Raw genomic sequence first — 16,135 nt, forward strand, 5'->3', positions numbered from 1 at the left:
GTGTCGCAGTCGCTACAGCAGAAGACCAGAATCATACTGGCTGGCTACCCGTTCGGTCAATGGAACGACCGACATTTTTTTTAAATTCTTACTCTTTTTCCAAATCGAATGCTTTGTGCAGGGCCCGTACCGCAAGCTCCATGTACTTCTCGTCAATGAGGACAGAAATTTTGATTTCTGACGTGGAAATCATCAGGATGTTGATGCCCTCTTCCGACAGCGTGCGGAACATCTGCGAGGCGACCCCGACGTGGCTGCGCATGCCCACGCCGACCACCGACACCTTCGACACCTTGGCGTCGCCCAGCACGCTGGCCGCACCAATGTCGCCCTTGACGGACTCGAGCACGCCCATGGCCTTCTGGTACTCACCGCGCGAGACGGTGAAGGTAAAGTCGGTCTTGCCGTCCACCGACTGGTTCTGGATGATCATGTCCACTTCGATGTTGGCGTCAGCCACCGGTCCGAGGATATGGAAGGCGATGCCTGGCTTGTCGGGCACGCCCAGAATGGTGATCTTGGCTTCATCGCGGTTGAAAGCGATGCCGGAAATAACAGCTTGTTCCATATTTTTGTCTTCCTCAAACGAAATCAGGGTGCCCGAATTGGCTTCTTCGTGCAGGGGCAGCAGGGGGTCGGTCAGCGACGACAGCACGCGGGTGGGGACGCGGTAGTTGCCGGCAAATTCGACCGAGCGGCTTTGCAGCACTTTCGATCCCAGCGAGGCCATTTCCAGCATTTCTTCGAACGTCACCGTCTTCAGGCGGCGCGCGTCCGACACCACCCGCGGGTCGGTCGTGTAGACGCCGTCGACGTCGGTATAGATCAGGCATTCGTCCGCCTTCAGGGCGGCGGCGATCGCCACGGCCGAGGTGTCCGAACCGCCACGCCCCAGGGTCGAGATGTTGCCATCTTCATCGACGCCCTGGAAGCCGGTAATGATGACCACCTTGCCGGCGTTCAGATCGGCCAGCACTTTTTTATCGTCAATCGACTGGATGCGCGCCTTGGTAAACGAAGAATCGGTCTTGATCGCCACCTGCCAGCCCGCATACGAGACCGCATCCTTGCCGATCGCCAACAGCGCCATCGCCAGCAATCCCACCGACACCTGCTCGCCGGTCGAGCAAATCATGTCGAGCTCGCGGGGGTCCGGCTGGCCCATGATTTCGCGCGCCAGGCCAATCAGACGGTTGGTTTCCCCGGACATGGCCGACGGCACCACCACCACCTGGTGGCCGGCATCGTGCCACTTGGCGACGCGGATGGCGACATTCTTGATCCGTTCCGTCGAGCCCATCGACGTGCCGCCATATTTGTGGACAATTAATGCCATAAGGTGTTTCTCGGTAGAGGGTAAAAAGAGGCCGTACTCTACATGCTGCAATGCAGAATGACAAGAAGCGGGGCCGACAAAGCTATACCTTGTGGATATAAGGTCATGCAGATTTCGGCTATGTGGCAAGGTCTGCGGTTTCCCAGCGCAGCGCGACGCTGCCCTCGCCTTCGACCAGGTGGTGGTAGTCCATGCCGATGCCAGCCGCGTACAGCACGCTCTTGCCGGCGCCCACCACCGGCAGGCGGGTGCGCTCCCACGCCGGCACGTTGACCGCCTGGTAGTGGTACTTGAGGCTGCGCGTCGGCCGGTTGTGGGCCAGTTTGATGCGCTCGCCGCCGACGCGAAAGTCGATGTGCAGGCGCTGCACGCGCAGCCAGGCCGGATCGAAACCGCGTGTGGCGCTATCGAAATGCAGGGTGCCGCCGTAATCGGGAAAGTCGAGCGACGCCTCGCCCTGCCAGACAAAACGCTCGGCATGGCGGACGATCACGCCGTCATCGTCGGGGTCGCGCATGCCGGCCAGCTCATCGAGCTTGTCGACGATGTACAGGCGGTCGCGGTGGCGCCGAATATGGCAGTCGGGATGGCTGACCAGCATCTGTGAGCCGGGGCGCGCTTCGAGCAGCTGGCTGACCATCTCGTCGAGCCAGGCAGCCGATGGCATGCGCACCTGTTTTAGACTGAACCAGTAGCGCAGCAGGTTGCGCACGCGGTCCAGCGTCAGCAGCCGCAGGGGGGCGACCTCGATGGTGCCATCGACCAGGACGGCGCGCAAATCATTCTCGGCCAGCTCGGCCAGCAGACGCTGGGCCGATTGCGCGTGCGCTGCGCTACGGGCAAAGCGTTCCTGAAAGCCAGGAAAGGCGGCCGCCAGCGCCGGCATCACCTGCAGGCGCAGCGCGTTGCGCGCGTAACGGGGATCGCTGTTCGATTCGTCGTCGATCCAGCTGATGCCATGGACGCCGGCATAAGCTTCCAGGGCCTCGCGTATCACTGGCAGCAGCGGCCGCGCCATCACCAGAGCGGCGTTGCCAAGCAGTTCAGGAGCGCTGTTGGCGCCGTCCATGCCCGACAGGCCGGCCATGCCTGAGCCGCGCAGCAATTGCAGCAGCACCGTCTCGGCCTGGTCGTTAAGATGGTGGGCAGTGAGCATCAGTTCGACGCCATGCCGCCCGCACAGGGCGCCCAGCGCCGCGTAACGCAGCTTGCGGGCGGCCGCCTCGATCCCGGATTTGTTCTTTTGCAGGGTGACATGGCTGGCGTCAAAACGCACGTTCAGCGCTTTACACTGGGCGCGGCAATGCGCCAGCCAGGCGTCGGCGTTCGGGCTGAGACCGTGGTGGACATGGAAGGCAAACAGGGCGACGTCATGCGCGCTGGCCCAACTGTGGGCCAGGTGCAGCAGCACCGAGGAATCGAGGCCGCCGCTGTAGGCGATGGCAAGCGCCGGGCGACTGCCCTGGCGCAGCGCCGCCAGGGCGCGCGCGAAGATGTCCGGCAGACTGCCGGTGGTAGATCGACTCACTGAGACTTCACTCTTCTGCTGGCAGGGTTTCTTTGAATTTACCGTAGCTCATCAGTTTCTGATGGCGGGTATCGATCAGTTCGCGCGTTTTCATGCCCTGGAACTGGCGCAGCGAATCGGCCAGTGCCCGCTTGAGCATGGTGGCCATGGCTTTCGGATCGCGGTGGGCGCCACCGAGCGGCTCGTTGATGATCTTGTCGATCAGGCCCATCGCCTTCAGGCGGTGCGCCGTCAGGCCGAGCGCATCGGCAGCGTCGGATGCGCGCTCGGCGGTTTTCCACAGGATCGAGGCGCAGCCTTCCGGAGAAATCACCGAATAGGTCGCATATTGCAGCATCAGCACGGCGTCGCCGACGGCAATGGCCAGCGCGCCGCCGGAGCCGCCTTCACCGATGATGGTGGCGATCAGCGGCACTTTCAGTTCGGCCATGACGTACAGATTGTGGCCGATCGCTTCGGACTGACCGCGCTCTTCGGCATCGATACCGGGGAAGGCACCGGGCGTATCGACAAAGGTAAAAATGGGCAGGCCGAATTTTTCCGCCACTTTCATCAGGCGCATGGCCTTGCGATAGCCTTCCGGCTTGGGCATGCCGAAATTGCGCAGCGCGCGCTCCTTGGTGTCGCGCCCTTTCTGGTGACCGATCACCATGCAAGCCTGGCCATTGAAGCGGGCCAAGCCGCCAACGATCGACAGATCGTCGGCGTAGGAGCGGTCGCCATGCAGTTCGTGGAAATCGGTGAAGATTTCGTTGACGTAGTCCATGGTGTAGGGACGCTGCGGATGGCGGGCGATTTGCGACACCTGCCACGGCGTGAGCTTGGCGTAAATGTCCTTGGTCAGCTGCTGGCTTTTTTTGGCCAGGCGGTCGATCTCTTCGGAGATGTCGACAGCGGAATCGTCTTGCACGAAACGCAGCTCTTCAATCTTGGAATCGAGCTCGGCAATAGGCTGCTCAAAATTGAGGAAAGTTGTTTTATTCATTGGTACTCCGAAGGAATTTCACAGGAAGCGCCTGCTGCACCCACCGCCAGCACGGGCGCTACCGTTGCAATAATTGCAGGCCGCAACCAGTCTCGGCGCGGCCTGCCATCGTCTATTCTACCGCAGCGGGATCGAGGCTACGCCACAAATACCAGGTGGCAACTGTACGCCACGGTTCCCAGTTGGCCGACACTTCCCGCGCATCGCTGCGCGAGACAGGCTCACCGGAAAAATAATTGTGGCTGATGCCGTGGATCAGACCGGGGTCGTCCAGCGGCAGCACATTCGGCCGCAGCAGGTTAAAAATCAGGAACATCTCGGCAGTCCAGCGGGTGATGCCGCGGATTTGCACCAGTTCGGCAATCACCGCTTCGTCGGCCATTTCGGCCCACAGGTTGGTGTGCACGCGCTTGGCCTTGAAGTGGTCGGCCAGGTCGAGGATGTATTCGGTCTTGCGCTTGGACAAACCGCAGCCGCCCAGTTGCTCGGCACCCGCCTTGATCACTTGCGCCGGGGTGATTTTGGGACAGGCCGCCAGCAGCTTGGCCCAGGCGGCGTCGGCCACCTTATTGGTCACCTGCTGGCCGACGATCGAACGGGCCAGCGTGGTAAACGGGTCGGGATGGCCGACCAGGTGCAGGTCGCCGAACTGGGGGATCAGCTTTTTCATGATGCGGTCGCGCTTCATCAGCTCGAGCTTGGCCTGCTCCCAGTAGGCGGGTACTTCAATGAGGAGGGCGGCATTGCCGACGGCGTCCTTGTTGAGCGCCATCATGCACGACGCCAGTTGGTGGTGCCGTCCGGCTTGTCTTCGAGGATGACGCCGGTGGCCAGCAGGTCGGCGCGAATGCGGTCCGATTCGCTGAAATTTTTCGCTTTTTTGGCGGCGCTGCGGGCTGCGATCAGGGCGGCGATGTGATCATCGTCGGCGCTGGCATCACCCTGCAGGAATTGCTGGGCGCTGCGGCCCAGCAGACCGATGACATCGGCCAGCGCGCGCAACTGGCCGGCCAGCGCGCTCGAGCGCGTTTTATTGAGTTCACTGACCATATCGAACAGCACGGCAATGGCAATTGGCGTGTTGAAGTCATCGTTCATGGCATCGGCAAAGCGCACGCCGTGGGGGCTGCTCCAGTCAGGTGCAGCGAGGTCCGCTTCGATGCCATCGAGCGCCGTGTAAAGACGGGTGAGGCCAAGCTTGGCATCGTCGAGGTGGGCGTCCGAATAATTGAGGGGGCTGCGATAGTGCGCTTTTAAAATAAAGAAGCGCAGCACTTCGGCGTCGTACCTGGCCAGCACATCACGGATCGTGAAAAAATTGCCCAGCGACTTGGACATTTTCTCGTTGTCGACCCGCACATGACCATTGTGCAGCCAGTAGTTGACCATTGGCTGACCGAAAGCACCTTCGGACTGGGCGATTTCGTTTTCGTGGTGGGGGAACTGCAAATCGGCGCCGCCGCCATGGATATCGAAATGCTCACCGAGGGTGGCGCACGACATGGCCGAGCACTCGATGTGCCAGCCCGGCCGCCCACTGCCCCATTTCGACGGCCATTTGACTTCGGCCGGCTCGTCATCCTTCGACGCCTTCCACAGCACGAAGTCGAGGGCGTCGCGCTTGCCTGTATTGACGTCGACCCGTTCGCCAGCGCGCAAGTCGTCGAGCGACTTGCCGGAGAGCTTGCCGTAGCCGGGAAAATTGCGCACCGCATAATTGACGTCGCCATCGTCGGCGCGGTAGGCCAAGCCTTTTTGTTCGAGCAGCTCGATGATGCCGAGCATTTGCGGCACGTACTTGGTGGCGTGCGGCACCAGCGTGGGAGGCAGGATGCCCAGCGCCCGGGTGTCTTCGTCCATGTAGCGCTCGAAACGGGAAGTGAGCGAATAAATCGATTCGCCATTGTCCACCGCGCGGCGGATGATCTTGTCCTCGATATCGGTGATATTGCGGACATAATTGACCTGGTAACCGGACGCCGTGAGCCAGCGATAGACCACATCGAAGGCCATCATCATGCGCGCGTGGCCGATGTGGCAGTAATCGTAAATGGTCATGCCGCACACGTACATGCCGACCTGACCGGGGACGATGGGGACGAAGTCCTGTTTGTCACGCGCGAGCGTGTTGTAAATCTTCAGTTGGCTCATCGGGCTCTTGCGGTGAATAGCAGCAGCCGCGACGGCACAAACCATAGCTGACGGGGGTGCGGAATCCTCGGGGGCACGCACCGGCAGCGGTTGATGGTTCGATATCGTCACGGCCCTCTGTATTGTTCTTATTTGATAGAATGGACGTTCTGCGCGAAAGTATAGCATTGATAAAAACCCCTCTGGCCGCATATGGCCAAGGTTTATTTTTCTGCACAGCGCTTGACAGCGCTTTGCGTTAACTCCACCTTGTGAAAGCTGCCATGTCCGCCAATTTGTTTCGAAAATCCACCGCCAGCTGGCTTGGCCGCGGCTTGAGCGTGCTGCTCGGCCTGTCCTTCGGCGCCGTGCTCGCCGCCGAGCCGGCCAAATTGCCACAAGTGGCGCTCAAGACCAGCATGGGCGAGATCGTGCTCGAACTGGACCAGGAAAAGGCGCCCAAAACGGTGGCCAATTTTCTCCAGTACGTCAAGAACGGCCATTACAAGGGCACCGTCTTTCACCGCGTCATCGATGGCTTCATGATCCAGGGTGGCGGTATGGATGCGCAGCTGGTCACCAAAAAAACGCTCAAGCCGATCCAGAACGAAGCCAATAATGGTTTGCTGAATGTGACCTATTCGGTGGCCATGGCGCGCACGGGCGACCCAAATTCAGCGACCTCGCAGTTTTTTATCAATGTCGCCGACAACAGCGCCCTCGATTATCCGGGGCGGGATGGCTTCGGCTATACCGTATTCGGCAAGGTCATCCAGGGCCAGGACGTGGTCGACAACATCAAGGGCGTCGTCGTCGACGACGTCAAGGGCCAGCAAAACGTGCCGGTGGTGCCCATCGTGATCACCGGCGCCAGCGTGGTCAAGGCCAAATAAAATAACATCCGCAAACCAGACGCACCATTTTTACCCATTCATCAAAAGGACTGTCATGACCAAAGTACTGATCACCACCAATATGGGCGCCATCACGGCTGAACTGGACGAGGCGAAAGCGCCGAAAACGGTTGCCAACTTTATCAAGTACGCCAGCGAAGGCCATTACAACAACACGATTTTTCACCGTGTGATCAGCGATTTCATGATCCAGGGCGGCGGTTTCGAACCTGGCATGAAGCAAAAAGCGGCGCCACAAACGGTTGAAAACGAAGCCAAGAACGGTCTGAAAAACGACAAGTACACGCTGGCCATGGCACGTACCTCGGATCCGCACTCGGCGTCGGCGCAGTTCTTCATCAATACCAAGAACAATGCCTTCCTCGACTATCCAGGCCAGGACGGCTGGGGCTACGCCGTGTTCGGCAAAGTCACCGAAGGCACCGACATCGTCGACCAGATCAACAAGGTCAAAACCAGCCGCAGCGGCATGCACGCCGACGTCCCGAGCGACGCCGTGATCATCGAAAAAGTCGAAGTTCTGTAATTGCGTACCAACGGCTGGTTCCACAGGCAACGGCCATGAGCCAGCCGGCGCGCATTGCCGCGTATTTTATTTCTGACCTGCACCTGCAGGCATCGCACCCGCGCACGGCCGAGGCGTTTTTCCGCTTCCTGGCCGAGCGCGCGCTGCATGCCGAGCAGCTGTATCTTCTCGGCGACCTGTTCGAATACTGGGCAGGTGACGACGACCTCGATTCCCCCTTCAATGCCACGGTCGTCGCTGCCCTGCGCCGCGTGGCCGACGCTGGTGTGGCCGTGTTCTGGATCGCCGGCAACCGCGACTTCCTGGTCGGCGCCCGGTTTGCCCATGCCTGCGCCCTGACCCTGCTGGCCGAGCCACACCTGGCAACGATTGCCGGCACCCGCGTGGTGCTGGTGCACGGCGACGCCGAATGCACCGGCGACAGCGCCTATATGGCGTTTCGCGCGCAGGTGCGCGAACGCGCCTGGCAACAGCAATTTCTGGCCCTACCGCTAGCGCAGCGCAAGGCCATCATCGCCGGCCTGCGCGATGGCAGCCGCGACGCCCACGCGGGCAAGAGCATGGCCATCATGGATGTGACGAAGCTAGCCATCGACGCCCTGCATGTCAGCAGTGCTTGCGACATCATCATCCATGGACACACCCACCGCCCTGCCCTGCACGTCGACGGCGCCCGCCGCCGCTATGTGCTGCCCGACTGGGAATGCGATGACGGGCCCGTGCGCGGCGGCTGGATCGCCATCGCGGCCGACGGCGTCATCCGCCGCCACGACTGCAACGGCAGCGATTGACGGGGCACTCTCACGGTCAGTGCCGGCACATCCCCAGCGCCGCGCCGAGAACATCATCGCCAAAGTTTTCGTAGTCAAACGTTGATTCATCGTCAATAATAAGTCCCTGACAAGCAGGCCCGACCGCGGCGCACCGGCGTTCGCATGCATATCCGAAACTGCTTGCGACGCCCTGTGACGGTGTTATAGTTCACTACAACACCAATCACAGCGGGGAGGCACCATGCAACACGCACTTGTACCAGCGCCCGGCCAGCGGGGGCATCAACCATGATGACGCCCGGCTGGAACGAGCACACGCCAATCTATCGGCAACTAAAAGAAAAGGTCCTGGAGATGATGCTCGACGGTGACCTCAAGGCAGGTGACGCCCTGCCTTCGGTGCGCCAGGTGGCAGCCGACTATCAACTCAACCCGATCACCGTATCGAAGGCATACCAGGAACTGGTCGACGACAATCTCGTAGAAAAAAGAAGGGGAATCGGCATGTACATGACGGCAGGCGCCAGCGAAAAACTATTGGCCAGCGAACGCGAGCGCTTCGTGCGCGAAGAATGGCCGGCGATGGTGGAACGGATCCGCCGCCTCGGTCTCGATGTCGAGCAGTTGCTGCGCAGCGCCGCACCGGTGGCCGACGCATGAGCGCCGTCATCACCGCCAGCGGCCTGTCGAAGCGCTACGGCCAGCAGATCGCCGTCGACGACGTCAGTTTTACCATCGGCGCCGGCCGCATCGTCGGCTTGATCGGTCCCAACGGCTCGGGCAAGACCACCACCCTGAAAGCGGCGCTGGGCCTGGTGCCGTTCGAAGGTAAGCTCGATGTGCTCGGTTTCGATCCGCGCACCGAGCGCGACGAGCTGATGAAGGAAGTCTGCTTCATTGCCGACGTCGCCATCCTGCCGCGCTGGCTGCGGGTGGGCGACGCCATCGATTTCGTCGCCGGCATCCATCCGCGCTTCGACCGCAGCAAGGCCGAGCGCTACCTCGCCGCCACCAAGCTGACGCCAGCGATGAAGGTCAAGGCCATGTCCAAGGGCATGGTGGTGCAGCTGCACCTGGCACTGGTGATGGCGATCGACGCCAAACTGCTGGTGCTCGATGAGCCGACCCTGGGCCTGGACATCATTTACCGTAAACAGTTTTACCAGAATCTGCTGGAAGACTATTTTGATGAAGGCAAGACCATCGTCATCACCACCCACCAGGTCGAGGAAGTCGAACATATCCTGACCGACCTGATGTTCATCCGCGATGGCAAGATCGTGCTGGCCGCCTCGATGGAAGAAGTGAGCGAGCGCTACACCGAGGTGATGGTGCCGAGCGAGAAATTTAATGCTGCCAACGCCCTGCAGCCCATCAACAAGCGCAGCGTGTTCGGCAAGTCGGTGATGCTGTTCGACTCGGCCGGACCGGGCGGCGTCAGCCGCGCGCAACTGGCCGGCATCGGCGAAACCCGCAACATCAGCGTGGCCGACCTGTTCGTCGCCACCATGAAAGGACCGACCGCATGAATACCCTCAAATGGTTGCTGCGCCGCGAATACTGGGAACACAAAGGCGCGTTTTTCTGGGCCCCGGCGGTGGTCGCACTGGTGATGGTGGCGATGGTGGCGGCCACCCTGGTGTTCGGTTTCATGTCGCCAGCGATGAACGCCCATGTGGTCATCAACGGCAACGAATTTACCCGTAGCGCCGTGGTGATGAGCGCGATGGGGCCGCAGGCGCGCGCGGCCATGGCGAACGGCGTTGCCAACGGCTACATCGTCGCTGCCGCCCCGCTGTTCGGCGTGCTGCCTTTCGTGGTGTTCTTTTATTGCCTGTCGGCGCTGTATGACGACCGCCGCGATCGCAGCATCCTGTTCTGGAAGTCGCTGCCCATCTCCGACCGCGATACCGTGCTGTCGAAAGCGCTCGCGGCACTGGTGCTGGCACCCATCGTCACCTTTGTGATCGGCATCGTCGCGGCGCTGGTGATCGTATTGCTGTGCCTGTTCGGCGCGGGCCTGTTTGGCGTCCATATCGTCGGCGCGGTACTGGCCAACCCGGCGTTCTGGCTGGCGCCCCTGCAGATGCTCGGTCTGTTGCCGGTGTACGCGCTGTGGGCACTGCCCACCGTCGCCTACCTGCTGCTGATGTCGTCGCTGGTGCGCTCGAAAGTATTTCTGTGGGCGGTCGGCGTGCCGCTGCTGGTGCTGGCCCTGCTGCGCTGGCTGAGCTACATGACGATGTCGCTGATGGGGGTGGCCATCGATGTTCACTGGATTGGCGAACACATCGTGCTGCGCGGTCTGGGCAGCGTGGTGCCTGGTTTCTGGCTGCCGTTTGGTGCAGTCTCATCGCGCACTCTGCTCGATGCTGACCAACATGTCGACGCCGGCAATGTGTTCGTGCAATCGTGGCTGACCCTGGCCCAGCCCACCGTGTGGATCGGCGTGGCGGCGGCGGTGCTGATGTTGTATGGTGCGATGCGGCTGCGGCGCTGGCGGGATGAAGGCTAAGGGCTGAGGGCTGAGGGCTAAAGGCTCGACGGCAGATGGCTTGATGCGCTTTGGTCAGCCATCGTTGGGACAGGTCGCTGCGGCGCCGGTCCCCGTAGTGCCTATTCGAACTGCTGCTTAAAAGCGGCAAACTGCGCTTTTAAATCATCGACTTCGGCGCGCAGCGCGGCGATCTCCTGCTCGAGCTGCGCGGTCCGGCCGCCGGCGGCCGGCGTGCTGACGGCGCCAAAGGCCGACTCTTGCCGCGCCAGTGCGGCGTCACCGGCCAACCGGTGGCCGTAGCGGGGTTCCTTGGTGCCCGGCGCCAGGCTCAGTTTCGACACCAGCGGCGGGTATTTATCGATCAGAAATTGCAAGCTCGATTCGACCTCCGCCACCGACTTGAAATCGTGCATGCGGCCGCTGCGGGTGCGGATCTCGCCCGCCGTTTGCAGTCCGCGCAGCATCAGGATGGCCAGCACCGCCAGCTTGTCCTGTTCCAGCGTCCATTTGACGCGCATGCGGTGCTCGTACTTGACCACCCGCGCGCCGGCCTGGGTGACGCCGCTGACGAATTTCCGCTGCATTAGCCGCTGCAACACCTCGGCCACCGTCTCCTCGGACAACTGCATGACGGGATCGCGGCTCGAGAGCTGGTTGCAGCCATTGGTCAGCGTGTTCAGCGAGAGCGGATAGTTGTCCGGCGTGAGCGCTTCTTTTTCGGCCAGCACGGCCAGCACCCGCACTTCAAAGGGATCGAGCTGATCGGGCTGATCGGGGATATCCACTACTGCAGCGCCGTGTTCGATGGTCATCCGGAAGATCCTTAATCGACGAGTTTGTTCAATTGCAGGGTGTCGAGTTTATCACCGTCAGGGGTGCTCGGGCAGCACAGCCCTGCCTGCTTCAAGATCACCATCATGCGCTCCAGCTGCTCATCCTGGCGGGCGGCGTGATTGATCAGGCCATGCAGGGCTTTCGACAGCGGATCGTCGCCATTGGGCGTCACGCCATACGCCGAAAACAGCTGCGCGCTGCGGCCATCGACATCCTTGCGCACCAGGTGGGCGGGATTGCCAACCGCAGTGGCGCCGGCCGGTACCGGCTTGACGACGACGGCGTTCGAGCCGATCTTGGCATACTCGCCGACCGTGAACGCGCCGAGCACCTGGGCGCCAGCGCCGACGATCACCCCCCGCTCGAGCGTCGGATGGCGCTTGGCGCCGCTGCTGAGCGACGTGCCACCCAGCGTGACACCCTGGTAGATGGTGCAGTCATTGCCCACCACGGCCGTCTCGCCGATGACGACGCCGAAGCCGTGATCGATGAACACGCGCCGGCCGATGGTGGCGCCGGGGTGGATTTCGATGCCGGTAATAATGCGGGCGAGGTAAGAAATAAAGCGGCCCAGCCACTTGAGCTGATTGACCCAGCAGCGGTGCGCCCAGCGGTGCATCATGATCGCCTGAAAGCCCGGATAACAAGTGATCACCTCGAAACCGTTGCGGGCCGCAGGATCGCGTTCGATGATGCTCTTGATATCGTCAGAAAGGTGGGAAAACATGCGGCAGGAGCGGAAGGGGCGACAGTTGCGAGAGCGTCATGGTAGCGCATCGGCCGCCATCATGCTCGATGGGCAGGCCGGGCGGCCCGCCGGGGGGCTGGCGGATCAGACGCCTTCTTTGCCGATCCGCTGGCGGCGCGCCTCGTACAGGCACACACCCGAAGCCACCGAGACGTTCAGGCTTTCAACGGAACCGAACATCGGAATACCGACCAGCACATCGCAGGTCTCGCGCGTCAGGCGGCGCATGCCCTCGCCTTCCGAGCCCATCACCAGCGCCGCCGGGCCGGTGAAATCGGCTTCGTAGAGGCCACGGTCGGCGTCGTCGGTGGTGCCGATCAGCAGGATGTCGCGCTCTTTCAGCTCGCGCATGGTGCGCGCCAGATTGGTGACCGTGATGTACGGCACCGTTTCGGCGGCGCCGCTGGCGACCTTGGCAGCCGTTGCATTCAGACCCACAGCGCGGTCTTTCGGCACGATCACGGCGTGCGCGCCGACCCCGTCCGCCACCCGCAGGCAGGCGCCCAGGTTGTGCGGGTCGGTAATACCGTCGAGAATGAGCAGCAGCGGCGGACCTTCGATGGCATCTAACAGTTCATCGAGGTTGCGCGCCAGCGCCAGCTGGCTGGCGAAGGCGATCACGCCCTGGTGACGGCGGGTGCCGACGATTTTGTCCAGGCGGGCCGAGTCGACCGGCATGACGCGCACGCCGAGCGCCTTGGCGCCGGCGATCAGGTCGTGCATGCGGCGATCCTGGCGGCCCGCATCGACAAAAATTTCTTCCACTGACGACGCTTCATGGCGCAGCCGCGCGTTGACGGCGTGGAAGCCGAAAATCATTTTATTCTTCATTGTGCACGTTTCTTCTTGCTGGTTTTTGCTGGCGCGGCCGGCTTGGCCGCGCCTTTGCTGCGTTTGGCCGAGGCTGGCTTGGCAGCCGCGCTGGAGGCGCCGTCGACCGATGTATCGAGATCGTAACGCGACGGCGCCGTCGCCTCGCTCATCGCCGGTTTGCCGGATGCCTTGGCTGGCTTGGCTTCCTGCGCCTTGGCGGCGGCGCTCTTGGGCACGCCGGTGCCGTCGACCTCGTCATTGACCTTGCCCGCCATGACCAGGTCGATCTTGCGCGCTTCCAGGTCGACGCGGGCCACCTGCACGGTGACCTTGTCGGTCAGCTGGTAACGCTTGCCGGTGCGCTCGCCGCGCAGTTCGTGGCGCGAATCGTCGTACTGGAAGAAGTCGGTACCGAGTTCGGTAATGTGGACCAGGCCCTCGACGTACAGGTCGTCGAGCTGGACGAAAATGCCGAAGCTGGTGACGCCGACAATCATGCCGGTAAATTCTTCGCCCAGCTTGTCCTTGATGAAGTAGCACTTGAGCCAGGCTTCGACATCGCGCGAGGCTTCATCGGCACGCCGTTCATTGGCCGAACAGTGCACACCCAGCGCATCCCAGATGGTCAGATCCTTGTCCTGCTTCTGGGTACCGGCCGCCTTGTCCTTGGCCTGCTTCTTGCGGGTCGCATTCGACACGGTGGAATTCAGGCTGGCCAGGTCGATGCCCTTCGGCTCATACTTTTTGCCCAGCAAAATCGCCTTGATGGCACGGTGCGTGAGCAGGTCGGGATAGCGGCGGATCGGGCTGGTGAAGTGGGCATACGCCTCGTAGGCCAGGCCGAAGTGACCGATGTTGTCGGGGCTGTAGACCGCCTGCTGCATCGAGCGCAACAGCATGGTTTGCAGCAGCGCCGCGTCGGGGCGCTCTTTTACCTGGCGCATCAAGATGGCGTAATCGTTGGCCGCCGGCTTGTCGCCGCCGCCCAGGTTCAACCCCACCTGCTTGAGGAAGGTGCGCACCTGATTGAGTTTTTCTTCGGTCGGTGAGGCGTGAATGCGGTAGGTGCCCGGATGCTTGTGGCGAATCAGCAAGTCGGCGGCGCACACGTTGGCCGACAACATGCACTCTTCGATCAGCTTGTGCGCTTCGTTGCGGGTGCGCGGAATGATCTTTTCGATCTTGCCCAGCGCATTGCAGACGATATACGTTTCGGTGGTCTCGAAATCGATGGCGCCGCGTTTCTGGCGCGCCTGGTGCAGCGCCTGGTAGACCTTGAACAGGTTTTGCAGGTGCGGCACGATGGCCGGCCGGCGCTGCGCCTCTTCGCCCTTGGGCTCGCCCAGCGTGGCGGCCACTTCGTTATAGGTCAGGCGCGCGGCCGAATGGATCACCGCCGGGTAGAACTGGTAGGCGGTGACGGCGCCGGTGGACGACACCACCATGTCGCACACCAGGGTCAGGCGGTCGACCGCAGGGTTGAGCGAACACAGTCCGTTCGACAGCTTCTCCGGCAGCATCGGAATGACGCGGCGGGGGAAGTACACCGAGGTGCTGCGCTCGAGGGCGTCACCATCGAGGGCGTCGTTGGGCTTGACGTAATGGCTGACGTCGGCAATCGCGACCAGCAGGCGGAAACAGTTTTCATCGCCGATACGCACCGGCTCGCAATACACGGCGTCATCGAAGTCACGGGCGTCTTCGCCATCGATGGTCACCAGCGGCACGTCGCGCAAGTCGACACGGTCGAGCAGATCGCCATCGCGCACTTCGGCCGGCAGCTTGGCCGCCTGGTTGAGGGCGGCTTCGGAAAAAATGTGGGGCACGCCGAACTTGCGCACGGCAATTTCGATTTCCATACCGGGGTCGTCGAGGTCACCGAGCACTTCGACCACGCGGCCGGTGGGCTGCTTGAAGCGCGATGGTTGCTCGACCACTTCGACGCTGACGATCTGGCCAGCCTTGGCCTTGCCGGGACCGCCGGCGATCAGGATGTCCTGGCCGATGCGCTTGTCTTCGGGAGCAATCAGCCAGACGCCGTTTTCATTGAGCAGGCGGCCGATCACATGGCTGTTGGCACGGCTGACCACTTCGACGATAGTCGCTTCCTTGCGGCCGCGGCGGTCGGTACCGGTCACGCGGGCCAGTACTTTATCGCCATGCAAGACTTTTTGCATTTCTTTGTCATTGAGGAACAGGTCCTCGCCCGGCTCATCCGGGATGACAAAGCCAAAACCGTCGCGGTGGGCGCTGACCTTACCGGCGACAAAGCCGGAATGGTCGGCCAGGGCAAACTGCCCCGCCTGGTCCGACTCGAGCTGGCCGTCGCGCTCCATGGCGTTGAGGCGGCGCGACAACACGTGGATGGCGTCGTCGTCGACCTTCAGGGCCTTGGCCAGCGCGTTAGCGTCGAGCGGCGACTGGGCGTCGCGAAAAATGCCGAGAATATCCTCGCGGCTGGGGATGGTATGTGTAGGTTGGTTCAAATCGTTTTCTTAATGTATTTGACAGTGCTCGCGGTAGACGCCCGGTTCACTGAAGTGAGTAGATTGACACGCCATTTTGCATAGTGTAACGGACGACACCGTGAATTGCCTAACGCGGCGCAGGTCACTTATTGAAAGGAAATGACTTGTCGAAAAAATCCGTTTTCGGCACTTTGACATTTCAATTTGTTCCGCTATAATTTCGGTCTTTCGCCGAGACCCCGGGTCGCAGCGAAAGAAAAATGCAGCAGAATGGTTGATGGTTGCAGCGGCGTCTAACTTTATTAGCAACTGAAGTTAGTCTGGCGCAAAACACCAAAGACCAGTATGATAGCAGAAGTCGGCGGCAACGCCGAGATGTTGAAGTAACAGTGCCCACGTGGCGGAATTGGTAGACGCGCATGGTTCAGGTCCATGTGCCGCAAGGTGTGGGGGTTCGAGTCCCTCCGTGGGCACCACTACCGGATTGTTTTCCGCAGCAGTTTGATTTGAAGTACACCATTGCGCCGTGATCGCAGTTCGAGATTGCGGCGTTTTAGTTAGTAGCAAGCAGTAAATGGCAAGT

15 protein-coding genes and 1 tRNA gene are annotated in these 16,135 nt (G+C 61.5%); 7 read left to right on the forward strand and 9 right to left on the reverse strand.

The window, feature by feature from the left end; genetic code table 11:
- Positions 1-88: 88 nt before the first annotated feature.
- The 5 genes from ACP7BZ_RS15465 to cysS all read right to left on the reverse strand — a co-directional run bounded on the left by ACP7BZ_RS15465 (position 89) and on the right by cysS (position 6,000).
- Positions 89-1,336 carry an aspartate kinase gene (locus tag ACP7BZ_RS15465; protein ID WP_426114658.1) on the reverse strand — a complete coding sequence of 416 codons (1,248 nt, stop codon included), beginning with the start codon at positions 1,334-1,336 and terminating at the stop codon, positions 89-91.
- A gap of 118 nt (positions 1,337-1,454) precedes the next feature.
- Positions 1,455-2,864 carry a tRNA lysidine(34) synthetase TilS gene (tilS, locus tag ACP7BZ_RS15470; RefSeq protein ID WP_426114660.1) on the reverse strand — a complete coding sequence of 470 codons (1,410 nt, stop codon included), beginning with the start codon at positions 2,862-2,864 and terminating at the stop codon, positions 1,455-1,457.
- Positions 2,865-2,871: 7 nt separating this feature from the next.
- Positions 2,872-3,849, reverse strand: coding sequence for an acetyl-CoA carboxylase carboxyltransferase subunit alpha (locus ACP7BZ_RS15475; RefSeq protein WP_426114662.1), 978 nt, complete (start codon positions 3,847-3,849; stop codon positions 2,872-2,874).
- 112 nt (positions 3,850-3,961) lie between these two features.
- Positions 3,962-4,621 (reverse strand): DNA-3-methyladenine glycosylase family protein, encoded by a 660-nt coding sequence (locus tag ACP7BZ_RS15480; RefSeq protein ID WP_426114781.1) that lies wholly within the window; start codon positions 4,619-4,621, stop codon positions 3,962-3,964.
- The gene (gene cysS / locus ACP7BZ_RS15485; protein WP_426114664.1) at positions 4,621-6,000 is read right to left on the reverse strand and encodes a cysteine--tRNA ligase; all 1,380 of its coding nucleotides are present in this window, start codon (positions 5,998-6,000) and stop codon (positions 4,621-4,623) included. The genes ACP7BZ_RS15480 and cysS overlap by 1 nt, the downstream gene beginning before the upstream one ends.
- Before the next feature lie 263 nt (positions 6,001-6,263).
- On the opposite strand from cysS, the gene ACP7BZ_RS15490 reads away from it, so the two are divergent.
- From ACP7BZ_RS15490 to ACP7BZ_RS15515, 6 genes are all read left to right on the forward strand, one after another.
- On the forward strand, positions 6,264-6,872 hold the full coding sequence (locus ACP7BZ_RS15490) for a peptidylprolyl isomerase (RefSeq protein WP_426114666.1): 609 nt from the start codon (positions 6,264-6,266) through the stop codon (positions 6,870-6,872).
- A 55-nt stretch (positions 6,873-6,927) separates the two neighbouring features.
- On the forward strand, positions 6,928-7,419 hold the full coding sequence (locus ACP7BZ_RS15495) for a peptidylprolyl isomerase (protein ID WP_426114668.1): 492 nt from the start codon (positions 6,928-6,930) through the stop codon (positions 7,417-7,419).
- Between the two features lie 35 nt (positions 7,420-7,454).
- Positions 7,455-8,210, forward strand: coding sequence for a UDP-2,3-diacylglucosamine diphosphatase (locus tag ACP7BZ_RS15500; RefSeq protein WP_426114670.1), 756 nt, complete (start codon positions 7,455-7,457; stop codon positions 8,208-8,210).
- Positions 8,211-8,483: 273 nt separating this feature from the next.
- Complete coding sequence (locus ACP7BZ_RS15505) at positions 8,484-8,852, forward strand: GntR family transcriptional regulator (protein ID WP_426114782.1); 369 nt, start codon at positions 8,484-8,486, stop codon at positions 8,850-8,852.
- Positions 8,849-9,721, forward strand: coding sequence for an ABC transporter ATP-binding protein (locus tag ACP7BZ_RS15510; protein ID WP_426114671.1), 873 nt, complete (start codon positions 8,849-8,851; stop codon positions 9,719-9,721). Before ACP7BZ_RS15505 ends, ACP7BZ_RS15510 begins: the two co-directional genes overlap by 4 nt.
- Positions 9,718-10,707: a hypothetical protein gene (locus ACP7BZ_RS15515; protein ID WP_426114673.1), complete on the forward strand. Its 990-nt coding sequence runs from the start codon at positions 9,718-9,720 to the stop codon at positions 10,705-10,707. Before ACP7BZ_RS15510 ends, ACP7BZ_RS15515 begins: the two co-directional genes overlap by 4 nt.
- 101 nt (positions 10,708-10,808) lie before the next feature.
- Here the strand turns inward: ACP7BZ_RS15515 and ACP7BZ_RS15520 are convergent, their stop codons facing one another.
- From ACP7BZ_RS15520 to rnr, 4 genes are all read right to left on the reverse strand, one after another.
- Positions 10,809-11,501 carry a YceH family protein gene (locus ACP7BZ_RS15520; RefSeq protein ID WP_426114674.1) on the reverse strand — a complete coding sequence of 231 codons (693 nt, stop codon included), beginning with the start codon at positions 11,499-11,501 and terminating at the stop codon, positions 10,809-10,811.
- A gap of 11 nt (positions 11,502-11,512) precedes the next feature.
- Positions 11,513-12,250, reverse strand: coding sequence for a serine O-acetyltransferase (gene cysE / locus ACP7BZ_RS15525; RefSeq protein ID WP_426114676.1), 738 nt, complete (start codon positions 12,248-12,250; stop codon positions 11,513-11,515).
- A 105-nt stretch (positions 12,251-12,355) separates the two neighbouring features.
- Complete coding sequence (rlmB, locus tag ACP7BZ_RS15530; protein ID WP_426114678.1) at positions 12,356-13,102, reverse strand: 23S rRNA (guanosine(2251)-2'-O)-methyltransferase RlmB; 747 nt, start codon at positions 13,100-13,102, stop codon at positions 12,356-12,358.
- On the reverse strand, positions 13,099-15,570 hold the full coding sequence (gene rnr / locus ACP7BZ_RS15535) for a ribonuclease R (protein WP_426114680.1): 2,472 nt from the start codon (positions 15,568-15,570) through the stop codon (positions 13,099-13,101). The genes rlmB and rnr overlap by 4 nt, the downstream gene beginning before the upstream one ends.
- 373 nt (positions 15,571-15,943) lie before the next feature.
- Between rnr and ACP7BZ_RS15540 the strand changes: the two genes are divergently transcribed.
- A tRNA-Leu gene (locus ACP7BZ_RS15540) sits at positions 15,944-16,028 on the forward strand.
- Positions 16,029-16,135: the final 107 nt, after the last annotated feature.

The organism is Massilia sp. PWRC2, assembly GCF_049896725.1.
In the GTDB taxonomy this organism is placed as follows: domain Bacteria; phylum Pseudomonadota; class Gammaproteobacteria; order Burkholderiales; family Burkholderiaceae_D; genus JAFCUW01.